15 protein-coding genes are annotated in these 17,501 nt (G+C 41.9%); 11 read left to right on the top strand and 4 right to left on the bottom strand.

Annotated elements, in window-relative coordinates:
* The first annotated feature begins 125 nt into the window (after positions 1–125).
* Positions 126–692: a UbiX family flavin prenyltransferase gene (locus ACTJKG_RS06830; RefSeq protein WP_440738740.1), complete on the top strand. Its 567-nt coding sequence runs from the start codon at positions 126–128 to the stop codon at positions 690–692.
* 12 nt (positions 693–704) lie between these two features.
* On the opposite strand, the gene ACTJKG_RS06825 is transcribed toward ACTJKG_RS06830, so the two are convergent.
* Positions 705–1,607: a DMT family transporter gene (locus tag ACTJKG_RS06825; protein ID WP_440738739.1), complete on the bottom strand. Its 903-nt coding sequence runs from the start codon at positions 1,605–1,607 to the stop codon at positions 705–707.
* Positions 1,608–2,249: an FMN-dependent NADH-azoreductase gene (locus ACTJKG_RS06820; RefSeq protein ID WP_440738738.1), complete on the bottom strand. Its 642-nt coding sequence runs from the start codon at positions 2,247–2,249 to the stop codon at positions 1,608–1,610. It lies immediately after the preceding gene.
* A gap of 46 nt (positions 2,250–2,295) precedes the next feature.
* Here ACTJKG_RS06820 and pdxR point away from each other — a divergent pair, with 46 nt between their 5' ends.
* The 6 genes from pdxR (at position 2,296) to ACTJKG_RS06790 (ending at position 8,386) form a co-directional block, all read left to right on the top strand.
* Positions 2,296–3,792, top strand: a complete 1,497-nt coding sequence (gene pdxR / locus ACTJKG_RS06815) for a MocR-like pyridoxine biosynthesis transcription factor PdxR (RefSeq protein ID WP_440738737.1) — start codon at positions 2,296–2,298, stop codon at positions 3,790–3,792.
* Between the two features lie 87 nt (positions 3,793–3,879).
* The gene (locus ACTJKG_RS06810) at positions 3,880–4,314 is read left to right on the top strand and encodes a carboxymuconolactone decarboxylase family protein (RefSeq protein WP_440738736.1); all 435 of its coding nucleotides are present in this window, start codon (positions 3,880–3,882) and stop codon (positions 4,312–4,314) included.
* 318 nt (positions 4,315–4,632) lie between these two features.
* On the top strand, positions 4,633–5,952 hold the full coding sequence (gene mtaB, locus ACTJKG_RS06805; protein WP_440738735.1) for a tRNA (N(6)-L-threonylcarbamoyladenosine(37)-C(2))-methylthiotransferase MtaB: 1,320 nt from the start codon (positions 4,633–4,635) through the stop codon (positions 5,950–5,952).
* 29 nt (positions 5,953–5,981) lie between these two features.
* Entirely contained in the window at positions 5,982–7,151 is a 1,170-nt protein-coding gene (locus tag ACTJKG_RS06800; protein ID WP_440738734.1) for a prolipoprotein diacylglyceryl transferase, read from the top strand.
* Positions 7,144–7,617, top strand: a complete 474-nt coding sequence (locus tag ACTJKG_RS06795) for a GtrA family protein (RefSeq protein WP_172333090.1) — start codon at positions 7,144–7,146, stop codon at positions 7,615–7,617. Before ACTJKG_RS06800 ends, ACTJKG_RS06795 begins: the two co-directional genes overlap by 8 nt.
* Complete coding sequence (locus tag ACTJKG_RS06790; protein ID WP_440738733.1) at positions 7,595–8,386, top strand: inositol monophosphatase family protein; 792 nt, start codon at positions 7,595–7,597, stop codon at positions 8,384–8,386. The genes ACTJKG_RS06795 and ACTJKG_RS06790 overlap by 23 nt, the downstream gene beginning before the upstream one ends.
* Before the next feature lie 91 nt (positions 8,387–8,477).
* Here ACTJKG_RS06790 and ACTJKG_RS06785 read toward each other — a convergent pair whose 3' ends face one another.
* The gene (locus ACTJKG_RS06785; RefSeq protein WP_172333092.1) at positions 8,478–9,029 is read right to left on the bottom strand and encodes a NifU family protein; all 552 of its coding nucleotides are present in this window, start codon (positions 9,027–9,029) and stop codon (positions 8,478–8,480) included.
* Positions 9,030–9,222: 193 nt separating this feature from the next.
* Entirely contained in the window at positions 9,223–10,569 is a 1,347-nt protein-coding gene (gene purB, locus ACTJKG_RS06780; protein ID WP_440738814.1) for an adenylosuccinate lyase, read from the bottom strand.
* Positions 10,570–10,826: 257 nt separating this feature from the next.
* Here purB and ACTJKG_RS06775 point away from each other — a divergent pair, with 257 nt between their 5' ends.
* The 4 genes from ACTJKG_RS06775 to ACTJKG_RS06760 all read left to right on the top strand — a co-directional run bounded on the left by ACTJKG_RS06775 (position 10,827) and on the right by ACTJKG_RS06760 (position 17,465).
* The gene (locus ACTJKG_RS06775) at positions 10,827–11,438 is read left to right on the top strand and encodes a TetR/AcrR family transcriptional regulator (protein WP_172333094.1); all 612 of its coding nucleotides are present in this window, start codon (positions 10,827–10,829) and stop codon (positions 11,436–11,438) included.
* Between the two features lie 91 nt (positions 11,439–11,529).
* Entirely contained in the window at positions 11,530–12,879 is a 1,350-nt protein-coding gene (locus ACTJKG_RS06770) for a TolC family protein (protein WP_440738732.1), read from the top strand.
* Positions 12,880–12,914: 35 nt separating this feature from the next.
* The gene (locus tag ACTJKG_RS06765; RefSeq protein WP_172333096.1) at positions 12,915–14,021 is read left to right on the top strand and encodes an efflux RND transporter periplasmic adaptor subunit; all 1,107 of its coding nucleotides are present in this window, start codon (positions 12,915–12,917) and stop codon (positions 14,019–14,021) included.
* Between the two features lie 24 nt (positions 14,022–14,045).
* On the top strand, positions 14,046–17,465 hold the full coding sequence (locus tag ACTJKG_RS06760) for an efflux RND transporter permease subunit (RefSeq protein WP_440738731.1): 3,420 nt from the start codon (positions 14,046–14,048) through the stop codon (positions 17,463–17,465).
* Positions 17,466–17,501 lie beyond the last annotated feature (36 nt).

The raw sequence follows: 17,501 nt of genomic DNA, 5'->3' as shown, positions 1-17,501 counted from the left end.
TATATTTGTAGTGCCCTCTCAAGGGCATGTTTTTCATAGGTAGATGTAGGGTCGGGTACTTGTTATTCGACCCTTTTTTATGCCCGTAACTTTGGTAAGTTTGCGTTGTTGATGAAGGATTAATTATGAAGAAGAAGATCGTAGTTGCCATTACGGGTGCCAGCGGCGCAATTTACGCCCGCCTTTTGTTAGAAAAGCTAAGCCAGCTAAAAGACCAGATACAAGAAGTAGCCGTTGTGATGTCTGATAATGCCAAGGATGTTTGGCGTTTTGAGCTCGATAACGAGGATTTTAGCCAGTACGACTATCACTTTTACGCCAAGAATGACTTTATGGCCCCCTTTGCCTCCGGATCGGCAAGGTTTGATACCATGGTTGTGGTTCCCTGCTCTATGGGCACGCTGGGCCGTATAGCTGCTGGGATCTCTGATGATCTGATCACCCGCGCCGCCGATGTGATACTTAAGGAGCGCCGCAAACTCATTCTGGTAGCCCGCGATACCCCTTTAAACCTTATCCACATCCGCAATATGGAAACGGTGACCGAAGCGGGTGGCATAATTTGCCCGGCCATTCCTTCATACTACAGCAAACCCAAAACCATCGAAGAGCTGGCCATGACGGTAATAAACCGCGTCATTGACCTCATCGGCCTGGATAACGAAAGTTACCGCTGGAATGAAGGACAATAATAACTGTGATTACTAAGGCAGCTGATGCTTTTTATTCGTTCCGATATTCATCAGCACAACTGCGAGCAGGATCAGGATAACGCCTGCCCATTGTAAAAAGCTCACGGGCTCTTTTAGCAACAAATTTGCCATCAATACAGAAACCGGTATTTCTATAGATGAAATAATGGCTCCCAGTCCCATGCCTGTTAGCGGCATTCCTCTTGTGAATAGCAGCGGAGGAAGGATGGTCCCGAATAAAGAAAGGAGAAGACCCCACCGCAGGAATATCCCGCAGGAGAATTCGTGGTTGAGTGATGAATGGAAAATGAGTATGATCACGATCAATCCACCCAATATCATGTAAATACTTCGTTTTAACGGAGGAGCATGAAGCTCTATATTGTTCGAAGAGTACATGGTTGCCGTATAGCAAAGCGCTGCCATTAGTCCCCAGCCAAATCCGGTCCAGTTGATACGCACAGATTGGCTATGCAAATGGGTAGCCAATACAGTGCCGGTCAGGATAATAACGATGGATATTATTTTACTTAAGCCGGGCGATTTTTTATGCAGGATTGTTTCTACAATAACACCCATCCACACGGTTTGCATCAGCAACACAATAGCAACACTTACCGGTACGTATTGTACGGAGAAATAGTAAAAAGCGCTGGTCAGCCCCAATGATGTCCCCGCTATGATCAGCTTAAATACACCCTTTATGCCTGTCGATTTTGTTGCCGGTGCAGGCTCCCGTTTACGCAGTAAGGTTAAAATAAATAACCCTGCGACGCCAAGCATGTACTGCGAAAGTGTTACCTCGGCGGTGCTGAATCCTTCACGGTAGGCCATTTTTACAAAGGTTGCCAGCATTCCGTAACTTGCAGCGCCCAGCGCAATGAGAATGCTCCCTTTGAATACATTGTTTTTCATTTACACCAGTTCCCTCTCTATCAAGTCTCTGATATCCTGGTGCGATGTATCAATGGATGTTTTAGCTTTCTCCGGCCCGTAGGATAACCCGTTAATAGTGATTATGTGGATATTGCTGATGCCTATGATATTAAATACTGTTTTTAAATAGGTGCTCTGGAAATCCATGTACTCGTTATAATCTCCCTTGCCGTATCCAGGTTCGCCTCTTGAAAGCAAAAGAAACAGCGTTTTATTTTCAAGTAGTCCGGTATAAGTGTTCTGTACATCGGCCCGGTTAAAGGTAAAAGTCTCATTCACCCTTATAATCTGGTCGATATAGGCCTTAAGCACGCTGGGGATTGACCAGTTGTACATGGGCGAGCCTAATACAATCACATCAGCTTCCTTTAACTCGGCAATGTAGGTATCGCTTGTTTTTAATGTTTCCATTTCCTCGGCTAACCTTGCCGCTTCAGGCTTAAAAGCCGCGGCTATCCAGTTTTCGTTCATGTGGGGTACATCGATGTTCCCCAATTCCCGGGTGGTAATCATGGCATCACCATGGATGCTTGTCCAATGATCGATAAATACTTCTGTCAGTTTTCTGCTTTGCGATCTGAGCGCCCGGGCACTTGAATTGATGACTAATACTTTTTTCATTTCGATAATTTTATACAAAAGTATTGGGCTGTTGGGTTATATTTGTATGCCAATTTTTATAAAAACTACAGCCCAGATGTTGCCTTACAAATCATTGATCCTGGTTGAGCGAAATGCCTCCGTAGCGTTACATATCCAGGTGTGTAATAGTTTTATAGCGTTGATCACTAATGGCACGCTGCAGCCCGCTGATTTATTACCGAGTTCGAGGATATTGGCAGATCTGATCGGCATCAACAGAAATACGGTAAAACTGGCTTATGAAGAACTGATCAGCCAGGGTTGGGCCGAATCTATGGAGCGCAAGGGCGTGTTTGTACTTTCCAAGCTTCCTATACGTCGTTCCAAAACAGTATTACCCGAGGAGGAAAAAAACAATACTTCCAAAGAATCTTTCTCATGGAAAAAGCTGGGGAAGACTGCACCCAATGAAAATTTACAACAACAAACCATGTTGGCCATTGACGACGGTTTCCCTGATGTACGTTTGGCTCCTGTAGATGTATTGATGAGAGAATACCGGAGCCTTTCCCGACGGTTTCACGGCCGCAATTTTTTGAAGTACGGTAGTGCCATGGGGTCGGAACACCTTCGCCATTCTATTTGCAATTACCTTTCCCATAGCCGGGGTCTGATTGTCGCTGCCGAAAATATACTCATTACCAAGGGCAGCCAGATGGGCATCTATTTAGCCGCGCAATTGCTGCTCAATAACGGCGATAACATTGCGGTAGGTATTTCAAACTATAGCTCCGCCGATGAGACCTTTAAATACGCAGGCGCCAACCTGTTACGGATATCGGTTGATGATAATGGAATGGATGTAGATGAGCTGGAAGTGGTTTTACAGCACAAAAAAATAAAGGCGGTATATATTATTCCGCACCATCATTTCCCTACAACGGTAACCATGAGCATGGAACGCAGATTAAAACTATTGAACTTGGCCCGGGAATACCATTTCGCCATTATTGAGGATGATTATGATTTTGATTTCCATTACGATAATAAACCTTATCTGCCGCTGGCTGGTATCGACCATAATCATAATGTGATTTATATCGGCTCTATCTCCAAAACGTTTGCCCCGGCTTTACGTATCGGATTTATGACGGGGCCGGTAGCTTTTGTGGAAGATGGGGCATCATTACGGCAACTGATAGACAAACAAGGCGATACCCTATTGGAAGAAGCATTCGCGGTACTGTTTGATGATGGAGAAATGGAGAGGCATTTCCGCAAATCATTAAAAATTTATAAGCAGCGCAGGAACTTGTTTTGCGATATACTCCAATCCGATTTTAAAAACGTAATACAATTCAAGATCCCGGAAGGAGGGCTTGGCGTGTGGACAGTTTTTGATGAAAAGATTGACATGACCAAAATGTCACAAGAAGCCTCCAAAAAAGGGCTTTACATTGGCAATGGTAGTTTTTATAAGAACGAATCTTTTGCGGCCAATGCCCTGCGGATGGGCTTTGCCTCGCTAAAAGAAAATGAAATGATAGAAGCCCTCGGCATCCTGAAAACGATAATTCGCTGAGTTTGCTGGGCCACCCTTTATCTGCTAACTGGCATATTTAACACCCGTATCATCGGAGTAACTTTGTGGTAAATAAATCATAAAGACATGCAAACACGAATTAAAATTGACAAAATAGAGCCGGCAGTATACAGGGCAATTCTTGGCCTCGAAAAGTTCATTGAAAGCACATCGTTAACAAGAACGCATAAAGACCTGATCAAGATCAGATCGTCACAAATAAACGGATGTGCTTTTTGTATCAATATGCACACTTTGGATGCCCGTAAAGCCGGCGAAACAGAACAGCGTATATATGGCCTTAACGCCTGGCGCGATACCCCATTTTTCTCAGAAGAAGAACGCGCGATATTGGCCCTCACCGAAGAAGTTACCCTGATCAGCAACCATGTAAAGGATGAAACTTACGAGCAGGCAGCCAAATTATTGGATGAAACCTACCTGGCACAGGTGATCCTGGCTATTATCACCATTAACACCTGGAACAGGATCGGCATCACCACTAACTTAATACCGGCATAATTCTGCCATATAATGACGATGAAAGCCCTCTTATTGGAGGGCTTTTTTTTTTCTTTATCCGCTGCTGTCTTGAAGGCAGATAAAAACAGATATAGTGCTATGCCTTCTTCCGGGGATAATTTAATTACAATAAAGACTTTATAAACACCATCGGGGTTAAAGATTTTACTTCTGCGGAGTATCGGTAAGTTGATGGTAATGTATGAAGGGGGGCACCATTACTCCATAAATCACTAATTCAATAATTAATGCATTGTCATAACTCAATAATTCATTAACTCACTAAATCAATAATTAACTATCTTTGCGCCTTTTAGGATGAATAAGAAAGTTGCCTTTTATACGCTGGGCTGTAAGCTCAACTATTCGGAAACCTCGTCTATAGGGCGCCTGTTTAACCAGGCCGGCTACGATACGGTGGAGTTTACGAATACCCCCGATGTTTTTGTGATCAACACCTGTTCGGTTACCGAAAACGCGGATAAAAAGTGCAAGAAGATTGTTAAGGAAGCGCTTAAAATATCGCCAAACGCTTATGTAACCATTGTTGGTTGCTACGCTCAGCTAAAACCCCAGGAAATAGCCGAAATACCAGGTGTGGACATGGTACTGGGCGCTGCCGAAAAATTCCAGATCATTGATCACATCACCGATCTCACCAAAAAGCCTAAGGCGGTAGTATATAACCAGCCCGTAAGTGAGGCTAACGAGTTTGTACCCGCTTATTCTTTTGGCGATCGTACCCGTACATTTTTAAAAGTTCAGGATGGTTGCGATTACTCCTGTACCTTTTGTACCATACCATTGGCCCGTGGCAGCAGCCGCAGTGATACTATCGAAAATGTGCTGGAGCAGGCCCGCCAGATAGCCGCATCGGGCGTAAAAGAAATTGTACTGACCGGTGTAAACCTGGGCGATTTTGGCATCAGGAATGGCAAACGTGAAGATAAATTCTTCGACCTGGTACAAGCCCTGGACGAAGTAGAAGGGATAGATCGTTTCCGGATCTCATCTATAGAACCCAACCTGCTAACCGACGAAATTATTGCCTTTGTGGCCACTTCTAAACGTTTTGTGCCGCATTTTCATATCCCGCTTCAGTCAGGTTCAGATAAAATACTGGGACTGATGCGCCGTCGCTATAAACGCGATCTGTATATAAACAGGGTAGCCAAGATCAAAGAACTGATGCCGGATTGCTGTATCGGGGTAGATGTGATTGTTGGTTTCCCCGGTGAAACCCGTGAAGATTTTGTGGAGACCTATAATTTTCTGAATGAGTTGAACGTTTCATACCTGCATGTGTTTACCTACTCGGAGCGGGAAAATACCCTGGCCAGCCAGATGACCGGCGCTGTACCGGGTTCGGCCCGTGGCGAGCGCAGTAAAATGCTGCATATCCTGTCTGACAAAAAACGCCGGGCATTTTATGAAAGCCAGATAGGTAAAACAGAAGAAGTTTTATTTGAAGGGGATATCAAAGATGGCTATATGCACGGTTTCACCCGTAACTATGTAAAGGTGCGCACCAAGTATGACCCCGTGCTGATCAACGAATTGAAAAAGGTACACTTAACAAATATTTCACCTGATGGTGATGTCGATATAACAGAAAGCGAAGAAATATTAGTGCATTAAAATACTATATTCGCTTCAAACTATAACCTATGTTTCCAACCATTACATCGCTTCTTCAGTATCTTTTCGGTATAAATATCCCTTTGCCTGTTCAAACCTTCGGGTTTTTTGTAGCCATTGCTTTTATGGGTGCCTATTGGGCCTTTGCACAGGAATTTAAGCGGAAGGAGAAATTAGGCATCATTCATTCGTTTAAAAAAACGGTTACTGTAGGCAAACCAGCCTCGGTTAATGAATTAGTAGGAAATGGTGTCTTTGGCTTTGTTTTAGGCTATAAACTGGTTGATTGCATATTGAATTACCGCATGCTTTTAGACAGCCCGCAGGATTTTTTATTATCCTTACGCGGCAGTTGGATAGGCGGAATTATTGGGGCCGCGGCATTTGCTTATTGGGCTTATCATGAGGCCGAGAAACAAAAACAACCCAAGCCAGTAACCAAAGAGGTAACCGTGCATCCACATGAGCTCATGGGTAATATTTTGCTATGGGCTGCGATTTTTGGTTTTGCCGGAGCTAAGCTATTTAACGCGCTGGAAAACTGGGGCGAATTCATGAAAGACCCTGTAGGTATGTTGGTTGGCTTCAGCGGACTTACTTTTTATGGTGGTTTAATATGCGGCGGTGGCGCCGTGCTTTATATCGCCAATAAACATAATATTAAGCCGCTGGATATGCTGGATATCGGCGGACCGGGTATGATGCTGGCTTACGCCTTAGGCAGGGTAGGCTGCCAAATGTCTGGTGATGGAGATTGGGGGATAACCAATACCGCGCCAAAACCGGGCTGGCTGAGCTGGGCCCCTGATTGGATGTGGGCCTTTAAATTTCCGCATAATGTGAATGATGAAGGTGTGGCCATTCCGGGTTGTGTAGGCAAATTTTGTCATGAACTGGCTTCCCCTGTTTATCCTACATCGTTTTATGAAGTAATTGTTTGCTTATTATTGTTCTGGCTTTTGTGGAGCATCCGCGACCGTATCAAACCAGCAGGCGTTATGTTTGGTATATACATGATATTAGCCGGTGTTGAACGCTTTTTTATTGAATTGATACGCGTAAATACCAAATACCATGTTGCCGGTATCAGCTTTACCCAGGCCGAATTTATTTCGTTGCTGATGGTTGTTGGTGGAGCCATTTTGATTGTGAATGGGTTAAATAAGGATAAAAAATCAGCTGTTTTAAAGCATGGCTAATACTAAGCGAGCCAACAAATTACTGGACAACCAGGTATTCAGATTTGTTATTTCTGCAGGGGCAGGTTTTTTAGTTGATGTCTCTGCCTTTTACTTATTTTACCATAACTTATTGGTGAGGCATACTTACCAGATATTTTCATTCACGGTTCGTAATTCTACTCTATCCCTGGCACTGTCGTTTTTTATGGGTGTGATTGTGAATTTCCTGATAACCAGGTATATGGTTTTTACGGAGTCGAAGCTATCAGCTTATAAGCAGTTTATTCGCTTTGCATCCGTGGCTTGTCTTGGCTTTTTCGCCAATTTAGCGGTCATCAAAATACTGATACAGGACTTTGGCATATATCCGCCGGTGGCCCGGATAGGAGCCGCGTTAAGCTTGTTCTTCGCGAGCTTTTTTGTACATAAAGCATTTTCATTCAGCTTATCATTACGCAAACATGCAACTCAAAAACATAACTGAACAAGTAATTGAGGTTTCAAAACAAGCCGGGGATTTTATAAGACAGGAGCGTAAAACCTTTAACGCTGATAAAATTGAATACAAAGGCTTGAACGACCTGGTATCCTACGTAGATAAAACTGCCGAAAAACTGATTGTTGAAGGTCTGAAAAAGATATTACCCGAGGCGGGCTTTATTACCGAAGAAAAAACTACAACCACCGTTGGCGAAAGATATAACTGGATCATCGACCCTTTGGATGGTACCACCAATTTTATACATGGCATACCTTCATTTTCGGTAAGTATAGCACTTAAAGAATATGATGAACTGGTGGCTGGTGTAGTATACGAAGTGAACCTTGACGAATGCTTTTATGCCTGGAAAGATGGCCCTGCCTATCTTAACGGTACCGAGATCAGGGTGAGTAATAATCAAACCGTAGCTAACAGCTTATTAGCAACCGGGTTCCCATATTATGATTTTGGAAAACAAGACGCTTATATAGCCCTGTTTGCCGATTTGATGAAGAATTGCCATGGCCTAAGACGTTTAGGCTCTGCCGCTGTCGACCTGGTTTACACGGCCTGTGGCAGGTTTGATGCTTTTTACGAATACAACTTAAACTCCTGGGATGTGGCTGCCGGTATAGTTATCGTAAGGCAGGCCGGGGGCGAAGTAGTAACCTTTAGCGGTGGCAGCGATGTACTGGAAGCAAGAGAAGTGGTGGCAACTAACGGAAAAATAACAGGGGAATTGGTGCAGTATATCCAGAAATATTTCGTTTAGGATTTCACTGAAATAAAAAAGATTTCACGATCTCAATTGGATTAACAATATGAGATCTGTGAAATCTTAAATAATCTGTGTAATTAAATATTTATAGCGCTTCTGATACCACTTCGGTAACTTCAGGAACCATACGTTTCAACAGGTTTTCGATACCGGCTTTCAGGGTAACAGTTGATGAAGGGCAACCACTGCATGAACCACGCAGTTCAACGGTAACCACGCCTTCGTTAAATGAACGGTATGAAATAGCGCCGCCATCTTGTTCAACAGCCGGGCGAACGTAGTCATGTAATATCTGTTGTATTTTTACTTCGGTTTCAGAACCTTCAAAGTTTGCTGCTTCAGTTTCTTCCTCTAATTGTATTTTGAGTTCAGATTCAACCGCGCCTTTTACAAACTCTTTCATAATAGGCTCTACATCATCCCATTCGCTGCCTTCGGTTTTAGTAATGGTAACAAAATTACTGGCGAAGAAAACACCATTAACAAAAGAGAATTTATATAACTCTTTAGCAAAAGGCGACTTTTCTGCACTTTCTTTTGTGGCGTAATCGGCACTGCCATTAATAAGCAACTTGTTCACAATGAACTTCATGGTTGCCGGGTTTGGCGTTAACTCTGTATATACGTTGATATTCATTTCTTCTGCTATTTTTAATAAATCTTAATTAACAAATTTAAGTAGCTTTTTGATTTAAAGTTAGCTATTAATTAGTTATGACACATAAATGATAGACGTGAAAATATGCAGACGTGAAAATGTGCAGATATGCAAATGATTAAGGTTTTAAATGTCTTATAATCTGCACATCTGAAATCCGCACATCTGCACATCAGATTCCCGTATAATTTGACGGTGTTATCTGTTTTAATTCCTGTTTAATAGCGTCATTTACATTTAACGTATCAACAAAGGCTGCTATTGTTTGCCCGTTAATTTGTTGATTGGTTCTGGTAAGGTCTTTTAAAGCTTCGTATGGATTAGGATAGCCCTCGCGTCTTAAAATGGTTTGTATGGCTTCTGCCACAACCGGCCAGTTAGCTTCCAGATCGGCATTAATGGCATCCTGGTTCAACAGTAGTTTACCTAAACCTTTTATGGTTGATTTGATAGCGATCAGTGTATGCGCCAAAGGAACGCCGATATTCCGAAGAACGGTTGAATCGGTAAGGTCGCGTTGTAACCTGGAAACCGGCAATTTAGCGGCCAAGTGTTCAAATAAAGCATTGGCAATGCCCAGGTTACCTTCCGAGTTTTCAAAATCGATGGGATTAACCTTATGTGGCATGGCCGATGAGCCCACTTCGCCTGCTTTTATCTTTTGTTTAAAATAGTTCATGGATATGTAGGTCCACATATCGCGGTCCAGATCCATGATAATGTTATTGATCCTTTTCAGGGCGTCGCAATGTGCCGCGAAATTGTCATAATGCTCTATCTGCGTAGTGAATTGCGAGCGGTTAAGGCCTAATATATCGTTAACAAAGTGGTTACCAAAAGCTTTCCAGTCGTTTGATGGATAGGCTATATGGTGGGCATTAAAATTGCCCGTAGCGCCACCAAACTTGGCCGAATAAGGAACGGTAGCCAATAATTCGAGCTGAGCCTCTAAGCGTTCCACAAAAACCTGGATTTCTTTACCCAGGCGTGTTGGCGAAGCCGGTTGTCCGTGCGTGTGGGCCAGCATAGGTACGTGCTCCCATTCGCGCGCGTAGTTTTTCAACGTACTAACCAGTTCTTGAATAGCGGGGTAGTAGGTGTTATTTACCGCCAGTTTAAAGGTGTAAGGTATGGCTGTATTGTTAATATCCTGGGAGGTAAGGCCAAAATGGATGAACTCCTTATAAGGTTCAAGTCCGCCTAATTTATCAAATTCTTTTTTTATAAAATACTCAACCGCTTTTACATCGTGATTGGTAGTTTTCTCAATCTCTTTGATGCTTTCGGCATCGGCCTCGCTGAAGTTTTTATAGATATCGCGTAACTTTTCAACCACACCGGCATCAAAATGTTGTAATTGAGGTAGATTGATTTTCGTTAAGGCAATAAAATACTCTATCTCAACAAATACGCGGTATTTAATCAGGGCGTATTCCGAAAAATAATTGGCAAGTTCAGCGGTCGTATTACGGTAGCGGCCATCAATAGGCGAAATTGCTGAAAGCGGAGAAAGCGTCATGTTCTTTAAAATTTTGGCAAAGGTAAGAAAATAGACGCGCAGATGCTCCATATGTCGAGGGGTAAATGGAGGCTCTAAAATATTTATGATCCGATGTCCTGTTTTAGGATTATCAATTGTTATAAACTAAAAGTAATAAGGTATTCAAATTAAATAGCATGATATCAGTATGTTAAAATACTTTGTCAGGTAATTGTATTTTCTAACGGAAACTTTGAAATCAAAAAATGTTTCCTTAGTTTTGACCCGGAAAGTCAATGAGTCAAACAGAAAGAATATTACGCGGAAGCCTGGAACTGTTTTTAAGGGCAGGGATCAAGAGTATTACGATGGATGATATAGCCAGGCATATAGGCATGTCAAAAAAAACCATATACCAGTTTTTTAAAGACAAAAACGAATTGGTTACCGCGGTACTTAAAGCTCAGTTGAAAGAAGATGAAGAGCAAATCAACGATATCATCGGTAAATCAAACGATGTAATAGAAGCGATGATCAATATGATGAAATGCTCCGAAGAAATATTTGCGGAGATGAACCCTACCGCGGTGCATGATATGCAAAAATATCATCCTGAAGCCTGGGCCGAATTTCAAAAGTTTAAAGCCGAAGTATTGATCAGTACCCTGGAGGAGCTTTTAACAAAAGGAATGAAGCAAGGTTACATCCGTCAGGATATCGACGTAAAAATAATGGCAAGGATGCGGGTGAGCCAGATAGAGCTGGGTTTCAATACCGAAATTTTTCCAATTGGAGAGTTTAATACCTGGAAGGTACAGGTACAGTTCGAAGAGCATTTTAATTACGGCGTGTGCACCCTTAAGGGATACAAGTTGCTAAACCAATATAAAAACATACACGAAGAATAAAATTATCACCCGGCAGGTTACCGGTAAACGGTATAATCTTTAAATAAATAAGAATAAAACAGAATAATAACCCCAACCATACTATATAAAAATGAAATATTTACTTTTTACGGCAACAGTGTTTTGCGCCATAGCTTTTAAAAGTTATGCGCAAGAGGCGCCACCTAATAACCAATCCTTCAACTTTAGTATACAGGACTGTATAAATTATGCCTATGAGCATCAGGATTCTGTTGTAAACGCCGGGCTTGATGTTAAAAGCGCGGAATATAAGGTTAAAGAAACAAGAGGTATAGGTTTACCCCAGATAAGCGGAACGGCTAATTTTCAGGATTATTTGAAAATCCCGACAACCCTGCTGCCCGGCGAAGTATTTGGTCAGCCTGCTGGTACTTTTATTCCGGTAAAGTTTGGGGTTAAATACCAGTCAAGTATTGGTGCAACTGCTGATCAGATACTTTTTGATGGTAGTTATCTGGTGGGTTTAAAAGCATCTAAAACTTATAAAGAACTTTCATTGAAGACTCTGACCCGTAATAAGATCCAAATTAGCGTATCGGTGACCAAGGCCTACTATCAGGTGCTGGTGAGCAATGAACAGTTAAGATTAACAGATGCCAATCTTAAACAATTAAAGCAGCAATATGATGAAACGGTAGCGCAAAACAAACAGGGTACCGTTGAAAAGATAGACGTAGACCGTATAGCGGTTCAGTATAATAACTTAGTAACCACCCGCGAAAATACTATTCGCTCACTCGCCTTAAATTACCAGGTTTTAAAATTTCAAATGGGAATGCCTATAGAAAGCGCGCTTTCTTTAAAGGATAAGTTGGAGGATATTAAACTGGACGATACCGCCGATCTGGCAGCCGATACCTCATTTTACCATAACCGCATTGAGTATAGCTTATCAGAAACAAATATAGCCCTGAAGAAGCTTGATCTGAAGCGCCAGCAATCACAGTATTTACCAACACTAAAGGCCAATGCATCTTATACGTCATCTTACCAGAATAATAATTTTGGTAACTTGTATAAAATGAATTTTCCATCCAGCTACATCGGGCTTACACTCAATGTTCCCATATTTAATGGATGGCAGCGCCTAAACCAAGTAAGGCAATCAAAAATAGCAGTTTTAAAATCCCAAAATGATTTAGAGAACGCAAAAAACGGACTAAAGCTACAAGCTAATCAAGCTAATGTTGCCTATGTTAATGGACTGCAAAGCCTCAATAACCAAAAAAGGAACCGGGAATTGGCCGAAGAGGTATTACGTGTTTCTAAAATAAAATATCAGCAAGGGGTTGGTTCAAGCATCGAGGTAACACAGGCCCAAACATCTCTTGATGATGCAAATGATAAATATATACAGGGACTCTACGATGCCTTAATAAGCAAAGTTGACCTGGATAAGGCATATGGCCGCATTAAATAAACAATTACTAAACCTACTACTATATAAAAAAGGACATGAAAAGAATATTATATATCCCGGCATTCATTTTTTTAGCGGCTTGCTCCAGTAAACAACCCAAAAATAAAGCCGCAGAACTGGCCGATCTGAAAAAACAACAGGCCGAACTGAATGCAAAGATTGTTAAGCTGCAGGCCGAGGTTGGTTCAACAGATTCAACCAAATCTACCGATGTAAGTACAATTGTTATAAAGCCGGCCCCGTTTACCAATTATGTACAAATACAAGGTAAAATTGACGCTCAGGATAACGTAACAGCTTACCCGCAGGCTTCGGCTGTTATTACGGCTATATATGTAAAAGTTGGGCAGCATGTAAGCAAGGGACAAACACTGGCCCAATTAGATGATAACGTGTTGCGACAAAATATTGCAAAAAGTGCCGCCCAGGTTGATTTGAACCAAACCTTATTCAATCGTCAAAAAAATCTTTGGGATCAAAAAATAGGTACCGAGGTGCAGTTTTTACAGGCGCAAACAACACTGCAAACCGCTAAAAAAGATTTAGCTGGATTGAAACAGCAAGCCAGCCAATACCGCATTGTATCTCCCATTAACGGAACAGTTGATCAGATGGATCTTAAGTTAGGGCAAGCAGCATCACCAGGCCAAACAGGTATCCGGGTAGTTAATGCTGATCTTTTAAAAGTAAAAGCCGATGTACCAGAATCATATGCAGGCAGTGTAAATACCGGCAACCAGGTAAAAATATCAGTACCTGATGCTAATGATTCCCTGGTTACTAAAGTAACATTTGCCGCTAAGGTAATTGATCCTACATCACGCAGTTTTGGTGTGGAAATCAAATTGCCGGTGCGTAAAAGCCTTCGCCCAAACATGACCGCCATTATCCAGATAGCCAATTACTCTAAGGCTAATACTATTGTGGTTCCGGTTAAAGCTATCCTGAAATCAGAAAACGGTGATTATGTGTATGTTAACCAAAACGGAATTGCCAAAAAAGTGAACGTTAAATCTGGTACAACTTATGGTGGGAATACCGAAATATTATCGGGATTGAAAGACGGGGATCAGTTGGTTACCGAAGGCGCTACCGAAATTGAGGATGGTGATAAAATCAAGGTACTACAGTCTGCTAACTAATTATAAACGTTTGATCTGTTGATTATGAAAGATCTGAAAAAAGAATTTGGGCCCTCAAGTTGGGCCATTGACAATAAAACGGCCATATACGTGCTCATATTTATGATTACGGTACTGGGACTGATAAGCTACAACAACTTACCCAAGGAAAACTTTCCGGATATAGCGATACCTAAGATCTATGTAACTACAACGTTTGTAGGCCAGTCGCCACAAAACGTGGAAAATCTGGTGACCCGGCAGATAGAAAAGAAGTTAAAATCTTTGAAAGGATTAAAAAAGGTTACTTCGAATTCGGTACAAAACGTATCTGTTATTACGGCCGAATTTAATACTGATGTAAAAACCAAGGATGCCAAGATAGATGTTAAGGATGCTGTAGACAAAGCTAAGCAGGATTTGCCCCAAAATGATGATAATTATAAAGAACCGGTCATATCAGACATTAACGTGGCCGATCAGCCTATTTTATATATCAACATCTCCGGCGATTATGATCTGAAAAAGCTAAAAGAGTATGCCGATCTTTTAAAAGATGAGATTGAAAGCTACAAGGAAATATCCAAAGTTGATGAAGTGGGAGCTTTAACGCCCGAAATTCAGATTAATGTTGATTTGAATAAGATGGCGGCGGCACAAATAAGTTTTAGTGATATTACCCAGGCCGTTGGTAACGAAAATATATTACAGTCGGCAGGTACTATTAAAACTGATGGCGTACGCCGGAGTATAGATATTAAGCAGGATTTTAAAAACGCCGATCAAGTTGCTGCTATGGTGATCCGTAATCCGAAAGGGCAGGCGGTTTATTTAAAAGATATTGCCGAAGTTAAGGATTCGTTTTTAGAGCAGGAAAGTTATGCCCGTTTAAAAACCAACGATAACCCCAAATTTAAAAATGTAATTACGCTCAATGTAAGTAAAAGGGCAGGTGAGAACCTGATTCAGGCTTCGGATAAAATTAATGAATTGATCAAGCTGAAACAAAAAACGGTATTCCCTAAAGGCTTGGATATTGTGGTAACCGGCGATCAGTCTGATAAAACCCGTACCACGCTCAATGATCTGATCAATACCATTGTAATTGGTTTTGTACTGGTTACGGTGATCCTGATGTTTTTTATGGGTACCACCAATGCCATATTTGTGGCGCTTTCGGTTCCGCTATCATGTTTTATCGCGTTTCTGGTAATGCCAGCGATAGGGTTTACGTTGAACATGATCGTGTTGTTCTCCTTCCTGCTGGCCTTGGGTATTGTGGTGGATGATGCCATTGTGGTGATCGAAAATACACACCGTATTTTCGCTAACGGTAAAGTGCCTATTAAAGAGGCCGCGAAAATGGCGGCAGGTGAGGTGTTTTTGCCTGTATTTTCAGGAACAATGACCACTTTGGCACCGTTTGTACCCTTAGCGTTTTGGAATAGTATTATAGGGCACTTTATGTTCTTTTTGCCTATTACACTGATCATCACCTTGCTGGCATCTTTAGTTGTGGCTTATATTATTAACCCCGTTTTCGCGGTTGATTTTATGAAACCGCACCATGATGGTGAACACGATAACCCCAAATTTGATAAACCAACCAGACGAGCGCTTATATATCTGGCTATAGCCGCGGTATTGGGCTATCTGATGAATATAGGTATTGGCAATTTGGTGGTATTTATAATGGCGCTGTATCTGTTGAACCATTTCGTGTTGTTAAGAGTGATAGACCGGTTTCAGAAGAATGCCTGGCCAAAATTTAAAGACTGGTACGCCAGATGGCTTGAAAAGGCAGTTAAAAGACCTGTTACCATGCTCATGGGAACAGTTGGCTTGTTTGTCTTATCCATTGTTCTATTGGCAACTATCGGTAAAACGCCGGAGTTTTTCCCTTCGGGCGACCCTAACTTTGCCTACGTATATATCACTATGCCAATTGGTACCGACCAGGCTACAACCAATGAGGTAACCAGGAAAATTGAAGAACGCGTAGCCAAAGTAGTTGAACCTTACAAGGGCATGGTATCATCAATTATCTCCAATGTTACCAAAGGCGTAACAGATCCTTCAGATGAAGATCAGGGCGATTATGAGAATAAGGGTAAGGTAACCGTTGCCTTTGTGGAGTTTGGAAAAAGAAACGGGCAGGATACTAAAGTAGCTTTAGCCAAAATACGCGAAGCGGTACAAGGTTTGCCTAGTGTTAAAATTGCTGTAGCTCAGGAAGCCAGCGGTCCACCGGTACAAAAGGATATTAGTATTGAAATCATTGGCGATAACCTGGATACGCTGGTGTCAACCGGTAACCGTTTAAAAGCCTATTTGAATAAACAAAATATTGCCGGTATAGAAAACCTTGTTGCTGACGTGCAAAGTGATAAACCGGAAGTTGTATTTGACATTGACCGTGAACGCGCAAACCGTGAGGGCATAACATCTGGCCAAATAACGCAGAACCTGGTTACCGCGGTATTAGGTTGGAAAGCCGCTGACTTCAGAAACACGAAAGAGGATGATTATCAGATAAAGGTAAGGGCGCTGGAAAGTCAGCGAGGTAATCTTGACGAACTGCGTAACTTAAAAATAACCTATCGGGATCTGGCTACCGGTGGTGCTATCCGTCAGGTACCAATCTCAGCGTTTTCAGACATACGCTATACTACTACCTATAGTAATATCAAGCGCAAGCAACAGCGTAGGGTACTTACTTTGGGTTCCAATGTAATTAAACCATACAATGCCAATGAGGTTAATGCCAATATTTTACAGGCTATTAATAACTTTAAAAAAGCTGATAATATAAGCATCAGGCAGGGTGGTGGGCAGGAAGATCAGGCGGAGGCTATGAACTTCCTGTTAGGAGCATTAGCTACATCATTTGGGTTGATATTGATCATCCTGATGATCCAGTTTAACTCTATTGGTAAAACCTTCATCATCATCAGTGAGATTTTTCTGAGTATCATAGGTGTATTCCTGGGCGTAAGTATCTTTGGTATGACTATGTCTATCGTAATGACCGGTATCGGCATCATTGCCCTTGCGGGTGTGGTGGTACGTAACGGTATATTACTGGTTGAGTTTACCGATATGCTCATTGACCAGGGCGCCAATTTGCATGATGCAGTTGTAGAAGCCGGACATACCCGTATGACCCCGGTATTATTAACCGCTACAGCAGCTATATTGGGCTTGATACCACTGGCTGTAGGATTCAATATCGACTTTGTGGGCCTATTTACTCACTTTGAACCACACATACATTTTGGTGGTGATAACGTAGCTTTCTGGGGGCCATTAGCCTGGACAATGATATTCGGACTTGGGTTCGCAACCGTCATTACCCTGATATTGGTTCCGTGTATGTACATTATCCGTTACAACCTGAAAAAATATTTCTTTGGTAAAAAATCCGTTGAGCCTCATAAAGAGCTTTTGGAAACTGAAACGGTTTAATTAAATATAAAAGCAAAAAAAGAGGCTGTCTCATCA

Source organism: Mucilaginibacter sp. 22184, from assembly GCF_052045695.1.
Classification (GTDB): domain Bacteria; phylum Bacteroidota; class Bacteroidia; order Sphingobacteriales; family Sphingobacteriaceae; genus Mucilaginibacter.
This window is presented reverse-complemented; position numbering and strand designations above follow the sequence as displayed.